Below are 18317 nucleotides of genomic sequence, written 5' to 3'. Positions count from 1 at the left end.
CAGTTCGATGTTCTGCTTTAGCAGCGCCAACTTCAATAGCGGTAGATCTATAACAAAAGCACGATAACGACTAGCTGTTATCGTGCTTTTGCCTTATATCATCTGATTGCGTGGATCTAATACCAATGATTCCGCCAATAATATTTCACTATAAAGTTCATACACATAGTCGGAACTAACGACATGATTTTTCGCTAAATTATACAAGTAATTTCGTTCAGTATCAAAGGCCTGCATCAATGCCCGCCGCTGTTCAACACTTTGTAAATTCGTCATCATTGTTTTGTTAGCAGTAAAAATACGCCATTGTTTAAAGAATGAACGTAACGAATTTTTACGAATTTGATCGCGTAAATCATAAATAACACTCGCTTTAACAGTTGGCGATAGTGATAAATTATTCAGGCTCTTAATACCAACAGTAACCATCGCGGTCCGCATTTTTATCAACTGTTTTTCCCGAATCGCTTCATCCCCATCAATTGGTAATAACCATTTAAATAGCAGTGTTGGCACGACCATACTTAAGATAATGACCACTGTTTCAACAATAATCACAAAGTTAAACAATTGCGGGGTAATTCGATTAGCAATCGAGAACGTCATTGCTAACGTAACCGTCCCATGCACCCCACCGAGTGCAAATAAAATTGCGGTTTTGGGTTGATGATTACCAACGAATATACGAGCATAGCCATAACGGACAATTAACAATAATCCATAGACCGTTACGCCCACTATCAACCATTTAGCGGAGCCGAATAAAATCGGCGCTTGACTTCTAAAAATCCGTACTAAGCTAATCCCTAGAATGACAAAAACCGCACCATTCAAAATTTCCGTCCCAAAGCGGCCTAATTGAATCCCCAAATGCATCTGGCGCGGTGATGAAAAGCGACTTCGATTGGCTTCACTATTATGCACTAACCCGGCAATTACAACCGCAATAATCCCTGAAACCCCAACTTCTTCTGCGATAAAATAAACACAAAATGGAGTCAATAAATAAAATAGGGTTTGCGATGAAATCACATTATTAGCTGAACGAACAAAAAATTGCCGGCAGGCCATGATGAGCAAGGCAAAAACCGCCCCAATTACTAGACCGCCCACTGCTGATTTTAGTAAGGCTACCAAATTCTGTCCCAAAGACAGCTGGCCTGTTATTAACCACAGTACGCCGGCTTGTAGTAAAATAATTCCGGTCGCATCATTAAACAGGGATTCCATCTTCAAAATATTCCGGAGTGGTTGTGATATTTTTCGGCCTTCTACCACCGCTTCAAATGCGGTCGCATCGGTCGGAGTCGCAATTGCCACAATAATCAACATGCTAGGTAACGTAATCATCAATAGCTGACTGGCAAGGATTGTTACCAAGCCAGCCGAAATAACTACTAAAATCAACGCAACCCCAATAATCCGCTTGATTCTTTTTCCGACCATTAATAAAGGGGTCGTCTGCCCTTCAAAAAATAGCAACGGCGCTAAAATTAAAATCATAAAAATTTCATTATTAAATGCCAACACTAAATGGTTCGTCCACGGAATTAAAGCCACTAGTACGCCCATTAATGAATTAATGTATGGACTTGCAATCCCGCTAATATAGCGATCAATAATATTACTGCAAGCAACTGTAATCGTAATGACCAATGTCGAAATTAAAATATTCATCTAAAACTCCTCATATTCCTTACTAATTAATAGTATATCTTATTGTGTTTAAGGCAATCAATTAATCCCTGAAAAATCTTCCCAATGTTCATTGAAAAGAGCATTATTATATTTGTTGACAGCGCTTACGCAAATCGTTTATATTAATCATATCAATAGCGTGTTACTGATTCGATCAGGCATGACCTACTATCTCTTCACATCCTGATACTGTGATGGGTTTTAGTGGGCCTTTTTCATGTCATATTAAAAAAGAGGCGTCGAAATGAAATTTCAAAAAAATTTTAATAATAATGCAGCCCTTGTTGAAGATGAACAGGCGCTTGAATGGATTGTGATTGGTAATGGTGTTGGTTTTGGTAAGCATCTTGGCGATTTAATTGACGAAACAAAAATCGAACGCCGCTTTATCGCAACCGGTCCGAAGGGCTTCGATACAACACAAATCCAAGCACTAACCACAATTAACGCTAAGTTGTTAGCAATCATGGCTGAGATGGTCACCTTAGTGGAGTCAGCACTTAATACTCAGATTACCGATCACCAATATTTAATTCTCGCGGATCATCTCCAGTTTGCAATCAAGCGTACTGATGCTCAAGCGATGTTAACTGATCAATCACTTTTCTGGGAATTACGTAGTCTATTTCCCACTGAATATCAAGTGGCCCAGCGCATAATCCAATTAATTAATCAAAAATTAGCTTTACAGCTACCGGATGATGAAACCGTACCGCTCACCTATCACTTGGTAAATATTAAAAACGGCGATAGCGCAATCGAAGATACGATGATTATGACGAAGTTGGTCGCTAATATCATTAGCATTGTCCAAAAAAATTACGGTATTATACTTGATGAAACCTCTTTTAACGCCAGCCGTTTCATCTCACATCTACGCTATTTCATCATTCGGCGTTTAAAGCAATCCCCTGCGGTCAATGCGCAACTTGATCCAGAATTACTCGCCATGATGATTACTCGTTATCCACAGGCTTATCACGTTGTCCAGCAAATTACTACCTTTTTGAATCACGAAAGGGCTTGGGTTTTACAACCCGATGAAGCAGTTTACTTGCTCCTACATATCTGGCGCGTTACTCACTATCAACAATCCGAATAACCGGTGTGTTACTGATTCGATCAGGCATTAACCCAGTTAACGAATGCTGACTATTATTAGTCACCATTCATTAGCTGGGTTTTTGTTTTACTAATTATTTAATCTAAGGAGGTACTACTATGGCTTACGAACAACTTGCAACAGACATCCTGGTAAACGTCGGGGGGCCTGAGAATATCCGCAGCATTGTCCACTGCACGACGCGCTTACGGTTTAAATTGAAGGACGAAAAAAAAGCCCATACCGATATCTTAAAAAATATGGACGGTGTGGTAACTGTAGTCCAAAGTGGCGGTCAATACCAAGTCGTCATCGGTAATCAAGTCGCTGATGTTTATGATTCCCTTTTAAAGGTCGGTAACATTGCTGGTGAGGGCATTGTCCCTGACGATGATGAGCAACAACCCAAGATGAGTCTTCTTGATCAATTTATTGATTTAATTTCCGGAATCTTTGCCCCAACCCTTGGCGTCTTGGCCGCTACTGGGATGATTAAAGGACTCGTCGCGCTCTTTGTTGCAGTCGGTTGGCTCACAACTCAATCTGGCACTTATCAAATTTTATTTGCCCTTGGCGATACCTTCTTTTATTTTTTCCCAATTATGTTGGGTTACAGCGCTAGTAAAAAATTCAGAGTCAATCCATTCTTGGGCATGGTAATTGGCGCTTCATTAGTTTATCCGACAATCGTCGGGCTAGTCCCTGCAACACTAGCCCAAACAGGAGCTAAACCGCTCTACACTTTATTTGCCGGCACATTGTTCGAATCTCCCATCTATACAACATTTCTGGGTATTCCAGTGATTATGATGAGTTATGCATCCTCTGTAATCCCAATTGTCGTTGCCATTTGGTTTACTTCTAAGGTGGAACCATTCTTCAAGAAAATCCTCCCCGAAGTTATTCGCACGTTCTTAGTACCATTTTGCACGGCGCTCGTTGTTGTTCCGGTAACATTCTTAGTTATCGGCCCCTTATCAACTTGGCTCGGTAACTTATTAGGGGCCGGTAGCAATGCCCTTTATCAATTCAGCCCAGTCATCACAGGCGCTGTCCTTGGCGGTCTCTGGCAAGTACTAGTGATTTTTGGTTTGCATTGGGGTCTGATTCCATTGGCACTGCTCAATATTTCAACGCTTGGCTATGATACCATTTTAACCCTCGTCTTTGCCGCATCTTTTGCACAAATCGGCGCGGTCTTAGCAATTACCTTACGAACTAAAGATAAAAAGCTTAAAGGATTAGGTTGGTCATCATTTATCTCTGGCATTTTTGGTGTCACCGAACCAGCAATTTACGGGATTACACTTCCTCGTAAAAAACCATTTATCTTCAGCTGTATTGGTGGCGCAATTGGGGGGTTATTGATTGGGGCATTTGGTACGCGCGGTTACCTCGTTGGTGGTCTGGGAGTCTTTGGAATCCCCAATTTTATCAACCCCAAAACTGGCCTTGACATGACTGTTTATGGGGCATTGATTGCTGTTACCATCGCATTCATCGTTGCCTTATTCTTAACGTTTTTCTTCGGTAATTCTAAGGCTGACCAAATCAGCCCAGTCGAAACCAGTGTACCAAACGCGCCAACGCCACCCCCAGCTAAAGTGACTCCCGAAATCATTACCAGTCCGCTCAACGGGACTGTACACCCACTTTCAGATTTAAAGGATCCTGTCTTTTCATCAGCGGTCATGGGACAAGGAGTCGCGATTACTCCTATCGACGGGCAGCTCTTTGCCCCAGTTGCCGGTACAGTTAGTCTCGTTTTTCCAACCGGTCACGCAATTGGTATTAACTCCGAACACGGTGCTGAGCTCTTAATGCATGTTGGCATGGATACCGTTCAACTTGAAGGAAAACCATTCACGGTTCACGTAAAGCAAGGACAACCCGTCCTCCCCGGCGACTTATTACTAACCTTCGATATTGAAGCGATTCAAGCCGCTGGTTATGAAATTGCAACGCCCGTCATTATTACCAACAGTAATTTATACAATACCGTTGAACCCTTAATAACGACTGGCCGGGTCACAACCAACGATAAGCTTTTAAAGCTTAAATAACATTCAAAGGAGACACATAATGACAACCCACACACCATTTCCAAACGACTTTCTCTGGGGCGGCGCAACGGCTGCCAATCAATACGAAGGTGCCTATCTAAGCGATGGTAAAGGCTTATCACTAGTCGATATCTTGCCAGATGCGCACCATGGCCGCTGGGCGGCATTGACACACCCTAAAGAGGCTCAGGCCACGCAATATGATTTTTATCCTAGTCATGAGTCCGTAGATTTCTACCATCATTACGAAGAAGACTTACGACTAATGGCCGAGATGGGTTTTAAAACTTATCGGTTCTCAATCAGTTGGCCCCGCATTTTCCCAAATGGTGACGACCTAACACCCAATGAAGCTGGGCTCGCTTTTTACGACCGTATCATCGATCTTTGCCGCGCACTCCAAATTGAACCACTCGTGACCATCAACCATTTTGACACTCCTTTGGCGATGCTGAACAAGTGCAATGGTTGGGCAGACCGTCAAATGATTGACCACTATCTTCGTTTTTGTGATGTCCTTTTTAAGCACTACAAGGGCAAGGTTCACTATTGGTTAACGTTTAACGAAATTAATATGATTTTGCATATTCCATTTTTAGGTGGCGGCATGGATGTCTCAGATGCCGCTCATCCGGATCAAATTAAATACCAAGCTTCCCATCATCAACTGGTGGCTTCGGCATTGGCGACCAAACTTGCGCATGACATTGATCCAGACAATCAAATCGGTTGTATGCTAGCCGCTGGTGAAACTTATCCCAATACACCGAACCCCGATGACGTCTTCAAAGCACTCGAAACCAATCGTGAAGGCTACTTCTTCATTGACGTTCAATCACGCGGTACCTATCCCAACTATGCCAAACGGCTCTTTAAAGCTAAAGAGATCGTCTTAGAAATGGCGCCCGACGATGAAGCAATCCTGAAGGCCAACACGGTCGATTTTATCTCGTTTAGTTATTATTCATCTCGTTTAACCAGCGCGGACCCAGCCGTCAACAACCAAACTGAAGGCAACGTCTTTGCCTCCCTTAAAAACCCTTATCTTAAAACCAGCGAATGGGGTTGGCAAACTGATGGCCTCGGTTTACGCATTACGATGAATCAGCTTTATGATCGCTATCAAAAGCCACTGTTCATCGTTGAAAATGGCCTGGGCGCACGCGATACAGTCACTGCGGACGGTCAGATTCACGACGACTACCGGATCGCTTATCTGCAAGAAAATATCACCGCAATGGGCCAAGCAATTGCTGATGGCGTGCCTTGTATCGGCTACACCTCATGGGGTTGTATCGATTTAATCAGCGCCGGCTCTGGTGAGATGGCGAAACGCTACGGCTATGTATACGTCGATCGCGATAACGACGGAAACGGTACCTTAGCCCGCACGCCCAAAGATTCTTTCTACTGGTATCAAAAGGTCATTAAAACCAACGGAAGCGTGTTATATAAGGCAGAAACCTTTTAATTTTGGCACGCAATATTCGATTAAAGCCCCCCCCAAAGCTTGCTGGTCTTTAAACGCATCAACGCCCCTGACTTTTAGGTCAGGGGCGTTTTTAGCTATGCTTTAAAAATAAACTGGTCAAACGCTTGAGCAATCCCGTTTGAATCGTTATCAGCAGTGATAAAATCAACATGGGCTTTCGCTTCATCTGAACCGTTGCCCATTGCTACTGCGGTGCCGGCAAATTGGAACATTGGGATATCATTCCTTTCATCCCCAATTGCCATGACTTCATTCGGCGCAAATCCTAACACATTCGCGAGATATTGCACTGCTTGGCCTTTATTCACATCGGCATGCATCACTTCTAAAAAACGATCGGCAGCTCGCACAACGTAGTTATCTATCCCAAACTGCGCACGCACTTGTGGTTCATGTGCATCCAACTGTTTGCTGGTCCCCGTAAAGACCGCTTTTACCATCTGGATGGTCGACTCAACTGCGCTCGGTTTGCGAATATGAATACCAGCTTCATTTTCCCAGGCTTGTACCACTGTAATGGGATCAACGTCCAAATTACTGGTATAGATCGCACTATTTTGATCAAGCACATTATACGGTAACCCGGTTGCTTGGGAATAATCATCAATTGCTTGGTACGTTTCGCGGCTGATACCGGCTTCTTTTAAAATTTTGCCAGCCGCCGTTTCAATAACACTCCCATTAAACGTAATCACGTATTGGTCGTCACCAGTAATCCCCAATTGATTTAAAAAAGGGGTCACACCCGCTAATGGTCGCCCAGAACACAAGACAACTTTTACACCTTGTTCAAGGGCCCGCGCAACTTGTTGTTTCGTACTGACTAGCAGTTGGTGTTGTGAACTCAATAATGTATCATCAATATCAATTGCAACTAATTTAATCGTCATCTCAAAACTCCTCAAATTGAATTTAACCTACTAACTTTAAGATCACAGCATTGACTGCTGCCTTTTGATCTTCAATCAATGCAACCCGACTTTCGATGATTTTAATGTCCATCGTAATTTCCCGGGTTAAGCCTGGGGTGTTGAGCTTAGGTTCAAAGAAGGCTTTGAACTCTGCCAAACGTTCTGGGGTCTTAAAGATTGTGGCAATCGAGGTAATGTACGTTGTAAATTCCATATCACCGCCGACTGTCTCTTCTAGCCATTGCCAATCGTTGCGAATCCAATCCCAGGTTGCTTGTTGGCTCTTGTCATTGGCGAGTAAGCCGCGGAACCAAGCCCGCAAATCTTGTGGTTTGATTGTGCTGGCATCTTCAAATTTGCTAATTAAAGTGGCAATTAATTCAGGATCAGATGTGCGGGTTAAGGCCGTACTTAAGTCATTCTTATAGCTAGCATCACTCGTTTGGCGATAAGCTTCTAAAAATTGGCTGTAAAGGACAGTATTTCCAAAGTTTTGGACCTCATTCATCAAGACCAGTACCCGAATTGCGGCTGGTAAGGTGCCTAGTTTTTCTTGGTTAGCTTGGAATAAAGTATGTGCAGCATCAATGGCTGCTTGATTTTTAGCGTATAAGGCTGCGCTTAAAACAGTTGGGCGCATTAACTGATCGTCATTGCTATCAGTCGGTTGAATCATCCAACCTAAGCGCGCAACTTGTGCTTTACTCAATTGGTCGAAGAACCGACGCAGGTGTTGTTCGCTCTCTTCACTTGGTGTGACGAATTTCTTCAAGTTGCCAGCAACGGTATAGAGTGCTTCAGCGACCACATTTGAATCACTAGTAGCAAATGGGGCTAAAACAGGCACAATATCTGCGTACGAAATTTGACGCCCTTCAGCTAATAAGCGTAGGTCTTGCAGTAATTGTAGTTGTCCAATCGGTGCCATATCAGCACTATTATCCAAAATATCATCTAATAACGTTTGATCGTAATTAACAATGAAATGCGATTCGTTCCCCACATTTAAGCGGAATGGTTGCCCATTATCGGCGCGTAATTGGGCATAATCACCAAGTACCAATTCGTGGTCGGTCATCAATAATGGTGCTACCGGATAGTTGCTCTTCAATGGAATCTGCCATTTTCGCCCGACTTCTTGACCCTCACCGATAAAGAATTGTTGTTGACTAAGTGTTAATTGTCCATCAACAATTTTGGCCGTCACAACTGGATAACCCGGTTGTTCGAGCCATGAATGCATGATGGCCCCGACATCTAAGTTAGCAGCTTTACCCAGTGCTGCCCATAAGTCAGCCCCGGTAGCGTTATCAAATTGATGGGCGGCAAAATAAGCCTTCAAACCTGCACGTAGGGCATCGTCCCCGATTAAAGCGCGGACCATCACGAGCATCCGGGCCCCCTTAGCATAGACGATTGCCCCATCAAATAACGCATCGATTTCAGCTGGATTGTTGACTTGCACATGTACCGATTGGACCCCATCAGTCGCATCCCGTTGTAAGGCTGAAGCTGCTTCTGAGGTTTGGAAACTTTCCCAGATATGCCAGTCCGGTTGCAATGCATCGATTGCGACGTATTCCATCATATTGGCAAAACTTTCGTTCAACCAAAGATCGTCCCACCATTGCATCGTTACTAAATCACCGAACCATTGATGTGCTAATTCGTGTGCAATCACAGTTGCGACGCGGTGTTTCGTATCCAAGGCAGTATTATCAGGATCGAGTAATAAATAAGCTTCCCGATAAGTGACTAAGCCCCAGTTTTCCATCGCGCCGGCTGAAAAGTCGGGCAATGCCAACTGCCATGAATGGGGTAATGGATATGGTGTTTGGTAGAAGTCTTCAAAGAATTCGATTGATCGTTTAGCAATGTCCAACGCAAAATCGAGTTCGTTTGCTTGATGTGCCTTAGTAGCAAAAACGCCAACTTGCACACCGCTCTCCGTTTTTGTTTGAACCCCTTGCAACTCACCAAAGGCAAAGGCCACAAGGTACGTTGACATCCGGACCGTTGTGTCAAAGTGGTGAACACCATCGATGACTTCTTTTTCAGGCATGTTGCTAAGAATCGTTTCGCCTTCATGCTCATCGAATTTAATCGCTAAATCAAAAGTCGCTTTGGCTTCTGGTTCATCAACACATGGGAAAGCTTGACGTGCAAAATTGGTTTCAAATTGCGTCCCAATTAATTCTTTTTGCACCCCATTAACTTCATAATAAGAAGGATAGATTCCCATCATCGAATCTGTTAAAGCTGCGGTATACGAAATGACCAATGTCACTTCACCAAGCTGACCGACTTCGACGCTCAAGGTATCCGCGTCATTGTCAATTATAAATGGCACGTTCTTACCCGCGGCCGTCACTGTTTCAATCACTAGCCCCTTCTGATGGATCAAGACAACCTTCTCTTGTGCAACCCCACTAATTGTTGTCTGGCCCCTAAATTGTTTTTGGGTTCGATTAATATCGAGATACACAGCATAATGTTCGGGGCGAAAACTTTGATAAAAACGTCGTAATTCTGCCATACTCACCGCTCCAATTCAGTTTAGAATATTGTCATTATACGACTTTCCCGCCAAAAAAGCTGTTGCCATCCATTTACCAAATAAAAAAAGCCGTCCTAAAGACGACTACTTCAAACTAATTAAACTTGTTGTTTAGTGGGCCGAATCAAAACCTCACTAATTGTTACATGTTGCGGCTGGTTAATCGCGTACAAAACAGCATTGGCAATGTCTTCTGGATTTAATGCTAATGCGGATTCTTCTGGTGCGTCCATTAATTGCTTAACACCTTGGTAAACAGCGGTATTCCCAATTGTATTCACTAACTCGGTTTTAACCGCGCCTGGTGAAATGATTGTCGAACGAATACCATTGTCTTTTTCTTCTTGACGCAAACCTTCCATGATTGCACGAACAGCATATTTGGTGCCGTTGTAAACAGCCGATGCTGGATAAACAACATGGCCCGCCACCGAATCTGTCGTGATAATCAAGCCAGCTTGTTGAGCTTGCATCGTTGGTAAAACCGCTCCAATTCCATTTAGAACGCCCATGATATTAATATCAAGCATCTTTTGCCATTGATCATAATCACGTTCACTAAGATTGCCTTGTGGCATGACGCCCGCGTTATTATATAAAACATCGACCCGACCAAAATGATCAAGAGCTAATTGGACTAAATTAGCCATTTGTGCTCGATTAGTCACATCAGTTACTTGATAAATTGCGTTTGCACCGATTTCGGCCACCAAAGCTTGCAACCGCTCCTGACGCCGCGCAGCAAGAACGACTTTAGCACCTTGAGCAGCTAATAATTTGGCTGTTGCAGCCCCAATACCTGATGAGGCACCGGTGATAATTACTACTTTGTCTTGAATTGACATTTTAAAGCTCCTTTTCTAAATTAATTTTAATTTTACGAATGACCTTTGCAGGGGTCCCGGCAACAATCATATTATCTGGTACATCTTTAGTCACGGTGGCATTAGCGGCCACAATGGCATTTTCACCAACTGTCACACCTGGCAAGATGGTCGCTCCCGCCCCAATCCACGCATTTCTTTTAATATGGACCGGTTTAACAAATAATCCGCGCCGATCAGCAGGGTTTTCTAAATGATTAACAGTAATTAATGAAGCACGCGGCCCGATCAGCACATGATCATCAATCGTAATCCCACCTAAATCGACGAACAAGACATTATTATTAATAAAAATATGTTTACCAAACGTGATGTGCTTACCGTAATCTGTATAAAATGGCAAGGAAACAGTCACTGTTTCATCAATAGCTTGGTCCGTAATACTTTTTAAATATGCCCGAACTGCAGCCACATCGTGATAGCCAGTATTCATCTCCATCACTAACCGCTCATTGTTGCCTTTAACCAGGTCAATTTCTTTCATTAATTCCGAATCTGCATAGATTGGTCGTTCAGCAATTCTTGTTTGTAATGCGTAGTCCATTTCAACACCCTTTCTGAACTTGATGTTTTCAGTATAGTGCGCTACGCTATCAATAGCTAATACTTATATTGAATAGTTGTTTATAATTTATATCTATAGGAGATAAATCATGGAACTTCGTGTTTTACACTACTTTTTAACCGTGGCGCGGGAGAAAACAATTAGCAAGGCAGCCACCGTCCTACACCTCTCACAACCAACCCTTTCGAAACAATTAAAAGATTTAGAAACCGAATTGGGTACGCAACTTTTTACTCGCGGAAATCGTGAAATTACACTGACGCCGGATGGCAGCTATTTTCAAAAACGAGGCGCTGAAATCTTAGCCTTGGTGGATACCACCATTGGTAACCTCACCCAAAATACCATTGTCAGTGGCACCATTAGCATTGGGGCTGGTGAAACACAAGCTTTTCAATTAATTGCGGTAATTATCAATGATTTACAACAGCGTTATCCCGATATCAACCTGCAACTGTACAGCGGTTCTGCTGATGAGGTTAAAGAACGAATCGATCAAGGCCTACTCGATTTTGGCCTCGTGATTGACCCAGTTGAAAAGCAACGCTATGAATATGTTCGTTTACCTCTATCTGATCGCTGGGGCGTACTCGTAGCTGACGATCATCCCTTAGCTACTCAAACGACCGTTAATCCGACCACCTTGGCCACATATCCATTACTGATCTCCAGTCAGTCACTCGTCCATCAACAAATCAGTGACTGGTTTGGCATGCATCTCGAGCAGCTCGATATTATCGGCACGTATACCCTCCTATATAACGCTTCATTACTCGTTAAAACTGGTAAAAGCGCCGCGTTGTGCATCGATGGGATTATTAACACTCAAGATAATGGTCTCAAATTCATCCCCTTAGATCCTCCGCTAACCGTCAACACTAACATCATCTGGAAAAAAGACCAAGTTTTCTCAAGTGCAAGTCAAGCCTTTCATGATGCATTAGTGCCGGCCAACAAAAAATAATGTCTGCGTTCACCCCTGTTGATGCATAAATTCACAATCTTGAATTTCATAGCACTGGTTGCTAATAAGCAAGTTATTACTTCTCTTAAACATCAATCACCCATAGTGAACATCTAATCCCTTGTTACCACCTTGTAAAACAACGTTTGGCCTGTTGCAACAGATCATTTATCGAACATCACCACATATCCGCTTGCATTCTTCGGTCAGACGCTTATAATCAGATTAAATCTTATCTGGAGGTCGTTTGACAATGGAAAAAAATGAAAAAATTGCAATTTTAGAAAAACTCGTATCCGTTGATACTACAGATCAAGCAGAAAGTGTTATCGCTGATTATTTAGCCGATCTATTAGCTCAACACGGTATTCGGAGCGAAAAAGTTACTTCAAAACCTGGTCGGGAAAACTTAGTTGCCTATTTGGGTGAAGCAACCAATAAAGTGCTCGGTGTTACGGGGCATATGGACGTCGTCAGCATTGGCGACCGCACCAAATGGACCAGTGATCCATTCACCCTTACAGCGCGCGACGGCAAACTCTTTGGCCGGGGTACAAGCGATATGAAATCGGGTCTTGCAGCATTGGTGATTGCAATGATCGAATTGCATGATGAACAAGTCCCACTTTCTGGTCAAATTAAACTGCTTGCCACAGTGGATGAAGAAAAAAACGAAACTGGCGCCCAAACGTTAACTGCTCAAGGATACGCTGATGATTTAACCGCCTTACTCGTTGCTGAACCATCTGGCGTAGATAAACAAGTGTTGCACAATGATGCCCTCCCATTTCCGCAGGAAAGCATACAAAAACTACTTGCAGCCAATCAAACAAATGAACAACATTTCTTGGTTTTTGCGCACAACGGATCGCTCGATTTTAAAGTCACTGCGACCGGCAAAACGGCGCACAGTTCCATGCCGCAACTAGGCATTAATGCAATTGACCATCTATTAACCTATTACAATCGCCAAAAGGAATACTTCGCACAAGCCCATCCTACCGATGACGTCCTCGGCGATATTGTCCCCGTCACCACACTGATTAACGGCGGTGAACAAATTAATTCAGTTCCTGGTCAAGCTGAACTGACCTGTCGAGTCCGCACGACACCCGCACTCACGCCTGAACAAGTTATTGAAGACCTGAACGCCATCATTACTGAACTCAACCAACAACCTGATATGCAGCTTCAACTCACAGTGATTAATCAGCAAGCATCTGTCAAAAGCGATCCCCAATCACCTTTCATTCAACTGGTTCAAAAGATTGGCCAAGAAAAATTAGCACAAGCATATCCATTGATGCATGTTGCTGGCGGAACAGATGCCGCCCATTTTACCCAAGGCCATGCGAGTCTCCCAGTTGCAGTGGTTGGCCCTGGTAACGATTCAAGTCACATGATTGATGAATACGTTGATACTCAAATGTACCTCAAACATATTGACTTCTTCAAAGCCATCATGACTGACTATCTAAAGTAATCCCTTATAACTTCAGTGTGATACACCCAAAAGTTAAAATAAATATTTAGTCGTCTTTACTAGGCGGTACATTGTCGATTTTTGATTGATGATGTATCGCCTATTTTCATCGAATCCGTTTTGAATGGTCATAAGTTATCCTCTCTTCAACGAATGTCTTTATTTTAATTTACTTTGCAATTTTAGGCACAAAAGCCCCAATCATTAAAGGTTTTACTTTAACAATTGGGGTGTCACAGCATAAGAATTTTTAGAGTATCTTATCTATCGCTTTTACCAGTTTAAATTAAGCCAAAGCCGCATCTAATTGACTAGCCAAAACTTCTTTTCTTTGTAGACCAATCATTTGATCAACTAGTTGTCCATCTTTCATAACCAATAAAGTTGGAATTGATTGAATCCCAAATTCGGCTGCTAAATTTTGATTTTGATCAACATCAACTTTAGCAATCTTAGCTTTACCAGCATAATCGGCAGCTAAAGTTTCAACGATTGGCCCTTGCATCCGACAAGGTGGACACCATGTTGCCCAAAAATCGACTAATGTTACGCCATCTTGGACTTCCTTTTTAAAGTTTGATTCCGTTAAAATTTGTGTTGCCATAACAATCAACCTTTCTTTCAAATAATAATTCAACGATTCCATTGAATTATTATTAATATAACATCCTTTTCCATTGGGGTCAAAAATAAGCGCCCGGTTTAGCGTGTTGCAGAGCTAATCGCTGACCATTCCCAAACTGTTTGATTAAAAGTTGCCACATTAAAGCCAGCATCATGGAGTTGTTGGCTAGCGACATTCGCATAGGCACATAATCGTCCGCGACAATATACAACAATTTCTTTGTCTTTTGGTAACTCACTCTGGCGGCGTTCGAGTTGGTCGTATGGCACGTTGCGGGCCCCAGGTAAATGGCGACTCGCAAATTCATCTGCTGGTCGCAAATCAATCAAGCAGACATCCTCAGACATTAGCTTACCCCTTAAGTCTTCAATTGTTAAAGCCTTAGGCGAACCGGTTTCGGCCGTCAGTGTTTTTTGTAGTGTCGTCATTTCTGGCAATACTTCTTCGCAAATATCCACTAGCATCGTCATCAATTGTTTAACCCGCTCTGAATTCACGCGATACGTTATAAAATTCTTATCCCGTTCTATGCCAACTAAGTTAGCCTGCTTTAGAATTTGCAAATTACGCGAAGTGGTCGCAACACTTAAGTTGGCTGTACTGGCCAGCACCTCGACTGTTTTAGGCCCTTGTGCCAATAAATTTAATAGCTGTAAGCGGGTTACGTTACCAAGCGACTTACCAACTTTTACCACTTGCTCATAGACAGCATCTCGATATTGTGTAATCCGTTCATCCAAATTAGCCCACTCCTAACAAATCAATACTCTTATTGAATAGGATTAATTTAACACTTCATCTCAAAGCGGTCAACTAATAACCACTTACTTGACTGCCAACACACTAATTACCCATTAATACTATTTTACGTAGGCCGATACTAATTATATTTGTGAATTTAATATTAATTAACATTATAAAGTAGTATTTTTGATTCTTATATTTTATAATAAATATAAGTAATTAATTGTGCAGGAGGGATTCATATGCAAGATAAACGGCCGCTTTATTCAGCCGGTAAGATCAACGAACGCCGTCGCAATCCAGAATTAGCCCACGGTGATTCTCGCCATGGTGCAGACAACTGGTTCCGTAGTTCCGCGACTAAGCAGTACACCGTCACCTTCAAAAACATTTTTGAAATGCAGTTAGCTGCGAACGTTTTCGTCCCCCAAGAACCAGCTGAACAAGCTTTACCGGCACTAATTATTGGCGCACCAATCGGAGCCGTTAAAGAACAAGCTGCCAATCTTTATGCCATCAAAATGGCCGAGTACGGCTTTGTAACCCTAACCTTCGATCAATCCGCTTGGGGTAACAGCAATGGCGCATTGCGCAATGCAATCGCCCCCACATTATATGCCGAGAATTTTTCTGCCGCGGTAGATTATTTAACTACTTTAGATTTGGTTGACAACCGTCGAATCGGCGTGCTTGCGATTAGCTCCGCAGGCGGTTTTGCCCTCAACGCACTTAAATTAGAAGTGCGTATTAAAGCCCTCGCAACGATTAATCTCATTGATTTAGGCGCCATTGCCCGCCAGAAACGCACTGAATTAGGCGGAAATGTCATGCTCAATGAAACCGCCCAGTTACGCACACTGGAAATTGCCGGTCAATCAACTAGCTACACTCAAGGCGTACCAGAAGCCATTGATTCAAATGCGACCACGATTGATCGCGAATTCTACGACTTCTACCGTACTCAGCGCGGTGCTGCCAATACAACGACCCACCCCACCCGCACAACATTCACTAAGTTATTGAACTTCTATCCTTTACGTGATCTCGACACTATCACAGAGCGCGCATTACTATTCGTGACTGGTGCGCAGGCTTGGTCGCGCCACTTCAGCGAGACCGCCTTTGCTAGCGTTACTACATCTAAACAGTTACTAACTGTTCCAGCAGCCGGCCACGTTGATTTGTACGACCGTACCACCTTAATTCCATTTGAGACCTTAAATCAATTTTTTACTGCCAACCTATAACATCAGCCAAAACACCACTGACAATTTTAGTCAGTGGTGTTTTTAATATTTAGTCTTAATTAAGCAATTTTCGATATTTATAATCAATTAACCACCCCCGACAATTCAAGGGTTATTCCGTCAATTAAAAAAAATCGTATAATTTATAAACTTTTTACTTACACGTTTTTCTTTTTTTTGCTAGACTTATTAATTGACGCTTCTTAGTTGTTTAATTTAGTTCTTTTTGATGGACTATAATTATTTAGAAATTTATTATCTAATCCAAAGTAAGAAGTTCCACAAAAAATTTTTTAGGAGTGATTTAATGCCACGGAATTTAAAAGAAGAAGTGATTTTTACTGCAATCATGGCAGGATTGATGGTATTGGGCATGACTGCCTATAACGTTAGTCTTTCTGAAGGGTTTAGCAGTGGTTTAGCGTTATCAATTTTGAAAGGATATCCGCTCGGATTATTAGTTGCCATTATTTTAGATCTGATTGTGGTTGGCCCGATCGCCAAGCGCGTCGCATTTAAATACATTATTAACGATTATATCCGGAACCACGGTGCTTTAATTGGAATCACAATCTCCGTATTGATGATTCTTGGCATGGTGACATTCATGTCATTATTTGGGATTGCGGTTGAAGGCGAATTATCTGGTAATCATATATTAGCAATCTATGGTCACACTTGGTTATTTAATATCTTGATGGCCTTACCACTACAGCTATTAATTGTTGGTCCAATCGCACGTGGGGTACTTGGTAAAGTCCAAGGGTCCTCAGCTGACGTTGAAGCCGAAGATTAATAGTTAAATCAGCTGGCTTTTATTTTTAGCTGATTCTAGTAGTGCTTAAACTGCTAGATAAATTTTATATTATTAATAGGGTAGTAAGGATTTGGGAATATTCCCGAATCCTTACTACCCTATTTTGATATACTTATCTTAATTTCAATCTATGTTAACGGAAAATAAATTACCATCATCGTGGTCGATGATTAATCTCACCTGCCACATATGCCTTGATGTATTTATTAGTAAGGCAAAGTAATTACTTCTGGATGTGTATCGACATCGTGATTCACAATCGTCCGCATTACATTTGGTGAGTGTGCCATCTGATTGGCCCAACCAACCGAAATATAAGACCATTTACGATTGATTGATTGAAATGCCTTGCGTCTTACGTTCTTCAATTGATGATTGGGCATACCCCGTGTCAGATGCTAATAAGACGGATTTACCATCAGCCCCCGTAATTAATGTTGATGATAAGCCAGCGCTATGCCCTGGTGTCCAAATCATTTGAATTGAACCATCATTAAATAAATCAAACGAACGATGAAAAGGTCCTAATTGGCTATTAACATACTGGAAGGGTGTCAAAGTCACATCACGCCACATTTTGGGAATATAACGTAATTTATCTTTGCGGCCAGCTTCAAATTCTTCTTCACTGACCAGGAACTTTTTAGCATGCTTGACTAACGGTAATCCACTAGCATGGTCCGAATGCAAATGACTTAACAAAACAACCTCTAAATCAGCATCTGAATAACCAAGTTCAGCTAATTGTTCCTTAATTGACCAGCCAGCTGGCAGGTAGGCTTTATTAATCTGTACTTGCAAGCCCAATTCAGCCCATTGGCTTTTCCGCACAAGATCATTCCAACCAGTATCTAATAGAACTAAGCCCTTGGGATGTTCAATCAAGTAGCTAGATACCGGTAACAGGATCTGATTTTTATGACTCCGAAAAAGACCGGTAAAAGCTAATGGATTACGAAAATCATCATGAAACGGTAAGCCTTTATCAACTTTGACAAGCCCCGTATGTAGAATATGAATTTCAAAGGGTATCAGTCATTATTATGCCTCACTTTTGTATTTTATATCGCTCATTATAACATAATCGTTTTTTATGCACTTAAAAGCTGAGCTTTCAAGCCAGTGCCATCATCCGATTTGGACACGCTCTTAATTAAAGCTTAAC

15 protein-coding genes are annotated in these 18317 nt (G+C 42.3%); 7 read left to right on the top strand and 8 right to left on the bottom strand.

All coding sequences use genetic code 11. The features are described from left to right. Positions 1 to 93 precede the first annotated feature (93 nt). Complete coding sequence (locus FC90_RS03995) at positions 94 to 1677, bottom strand: cation:proton antiporter (protein ID WP_057908017.1); 1584 nt, start codon at positions 1675 to 1677, stop codon at positions 94 to 96. A gap of 265 nt (positions 1678 to 1942) precedes the next feature. Here FC90_RS03995 and FC90_RS03990 point away from each other — a divergent pair, with 265 nt between their 5' ends. The 3 genes from FC90_RS03990 to FC90_RS03980 all read left to right on the top strand — a co-directional run bounded on the left by FC90_RS03990 (position 1943) and on the right by FC90_RS03980 (position 6334). After that, positions 1943 to 2800, top strand: coding sequence for a PRD domain-containing protein (locus tag FC90_RS03990; protein ID WP_057908016.1), 858 nt, complete (start codon positions 1943 to 1945; stop codon positions 2798 to 2800). Between the two features lie 119 nt (positions 2801 to 2919). Continuing rightward, the gene (locus FC90_RS03985; RefSeq protein WP_057908015.1) at positions 2920 to 4863 is read left to right on the top strand and encodes a beta-glucoside-specific PTS transporter subunit IIABC; all 1944 of its coding nucleotides are present in this window, start codon (positions 2920 to 2922) and stop codon (positions 4861 to 4863) included. Between the two features lie 19 nt (positions 4864 to 4882). Beyond that, positions 4883 to 6334: a 6-phospho-beta-glucosidase gene (locus tag FC90_RS03980; protein ID WP_057908014.1), complete on the top strand. Its 1452-nt coding sequence runs from the start codon at positions 4883 to 4885 to the stop codon at positions 6332 to 6334. A 95-nt stretch (positions 6335 to 6429) separates the two neighbouring features. Here the strand turns inward: FC90_RS03980 and FC90_RS03975 are convergent, their stop codons facing one another. The 4 genes from FC90_RS03975 to FC90_RS03960 form a co-directional block, all read right to left on the bottom strand. Continuing rightward, positions 6430 to 7245 carry a Cof-type HAD-IIB family hydrolase gene (locus FC90_RS03975; protein WP_057908013.1) on the bottom strand — a complete coding sequence of 272 codons (816 nt, stop codon included), beginning with the start codon at positions 7243 to 7245 and terminating at the stop codon, positions 6430 to 6432. 22 nt (positions 7246 to 7267) lie between these two features. After that, a complete protein-coding gene (locus tag FC90_RS03970) occupies positions 7268 to 9802 on the bottom strand; it encodes a M1 family metallopeptidase (RefSeq protein ID WP_057908012.1) in 2535 nt (844 codons plus the stop codon). Positions 9803 to 9921: 119 nt separating this feature from the next. Beyond that, positions 9922 to 10668: an SDR family oxidoreductase gene (locus tag FC90_RS03965; protein ID WP_057908011.1), complete on the bottom strand. Its 747-nt coding sequence runs from the start codon at positions 10666 to 10668 to the stop codon at positions 9922 to 9924. Between the two features lies 1 nt (position 10669). Next, entirely contained in the window at positions 10670 to 11251 is a 582-nt protein-coding gene (locus FC90_RS03960; RefSeq protein WP_057908010.1) for a DapH/DapD/GlmU-related protein, read from the bottom strand. A gap of 109 nt (positions 11252 to 11360) precedes the next feature. On the opposite strand from FC90_RS03960, the gene FC90_RS03955 reads away from it, so the two are divergent. Together FC90_RS03955 and FC90_RS03950 are read left to right on the top strand one after the other, a co-directional pair. Further along, a complete protein-coding gene (locus FC90_RS03955) occupies positions 11361 to 12236 on the top strand; it encodes a LysR family transcriptional regulator (protein WP_057908009.1) in 876 nt (291 codons plus the stop codon). Positions 12237 to 12489: 253 nt separating this feature from the next. Continuing rightward, positions 12490 to 13719, top strand: a complete 1230-nt coding sequence (locus FC90_RS03950; RefSeq protein ID WP_057908008.1) for an ArgE/DapE family deacylase — start codon at positions 12490 to 12492, stop codon at positions 13717 to 13719. Between the two features lie 286 nt (positions 13720 to 14005). Here FC90_RS03950 and trxA read toward each other — a convergent pair whose 3' ends face one another. Beyond that, a complete protein-coding gene (trxA, locus tag FC90_RS03945; protein WP_057908029.1) occupies positions 14006 to 14323 on the bottom strand; it encodes a thioredoxin in 318 nt (105 codons plus the stop codon). 98 nt (positions 14324 to 14421) lie between these two features. Beyond that, the gene (locus FC90_RS03940; protein WP_057908007.1) at positions 14422 to 15084 is read right to left on the bottom strand and encodes an ArsR/SmtB family transcription factor; all 663 of its coding nucleotides are present in this window, start codon (positions 15082 to 15084) and stop codon (positions 14422 to 14424) included. Between the two features lie 246 nt (positions 15085 to 15330). On the opposite strand from FC90_RS03940, the gene FC90_RS03935 reads away from it, so the two are divergent. Both FC90_RS03935 and FC90_RS03930 read left to right on the top strand, forming a co-directional pair. Further along, the gene (locus FC90_RS03935) at positions 15331 to 16335 is read left to right on the top strand and encodes an alpha/beta hydrolase (protein WP_057908006.1); all 1005 of its coding nucleotides are present in this window, start codon (positions 15331 to 15333) and stop codon (positions 16333 to 16335) included. A 307-nt stretch (positions 16336 to 16642) separates the two neighbouring features. After that, on the top strand, positions 16643 to 17131 hold the full coding sequence (locus FC90_RS03930; RefSeq protein WP_057908005.1) for a DUF2798 domain-containing protein: 489 nt from the start codon (positions 16643 to 16645) through the stop codon (positions 17129 to 17131). 345 nt (positions 17132 to 17476) lie between these two features. Here FC90_RS03930 and FC90_RS03925 read toward each other — a convergent pair whose 3' ends face one another. Then, on the bottom strand, positions 17477 to 18037 hold the full coding sequence (locus FC90_RS03925; RefSeq protein ID WP_235804313.1) for an MBL fold metallo-hydrolase: 561 nt from the start codon (positions 18035 to 18037) through the stop codon (positions 17477 to 17479). Between the last annotated feature and the right edge of the window lie 280 nt (positions 18038 to 18317).

Origin of the sequence: Latilactobacillus graminis DSM 20719 (assembly GCF_001436415.1) — a bacterium.
Lineage (GTDB): Bacteria > Bacillota > Bacilli > Lactobacillales > Lactobacillaceae > Latilactobacillus > Latilactobacillus graminis.
This window is presented reverse-complemented; position numbering and strand designations above follow the sequence as displayed.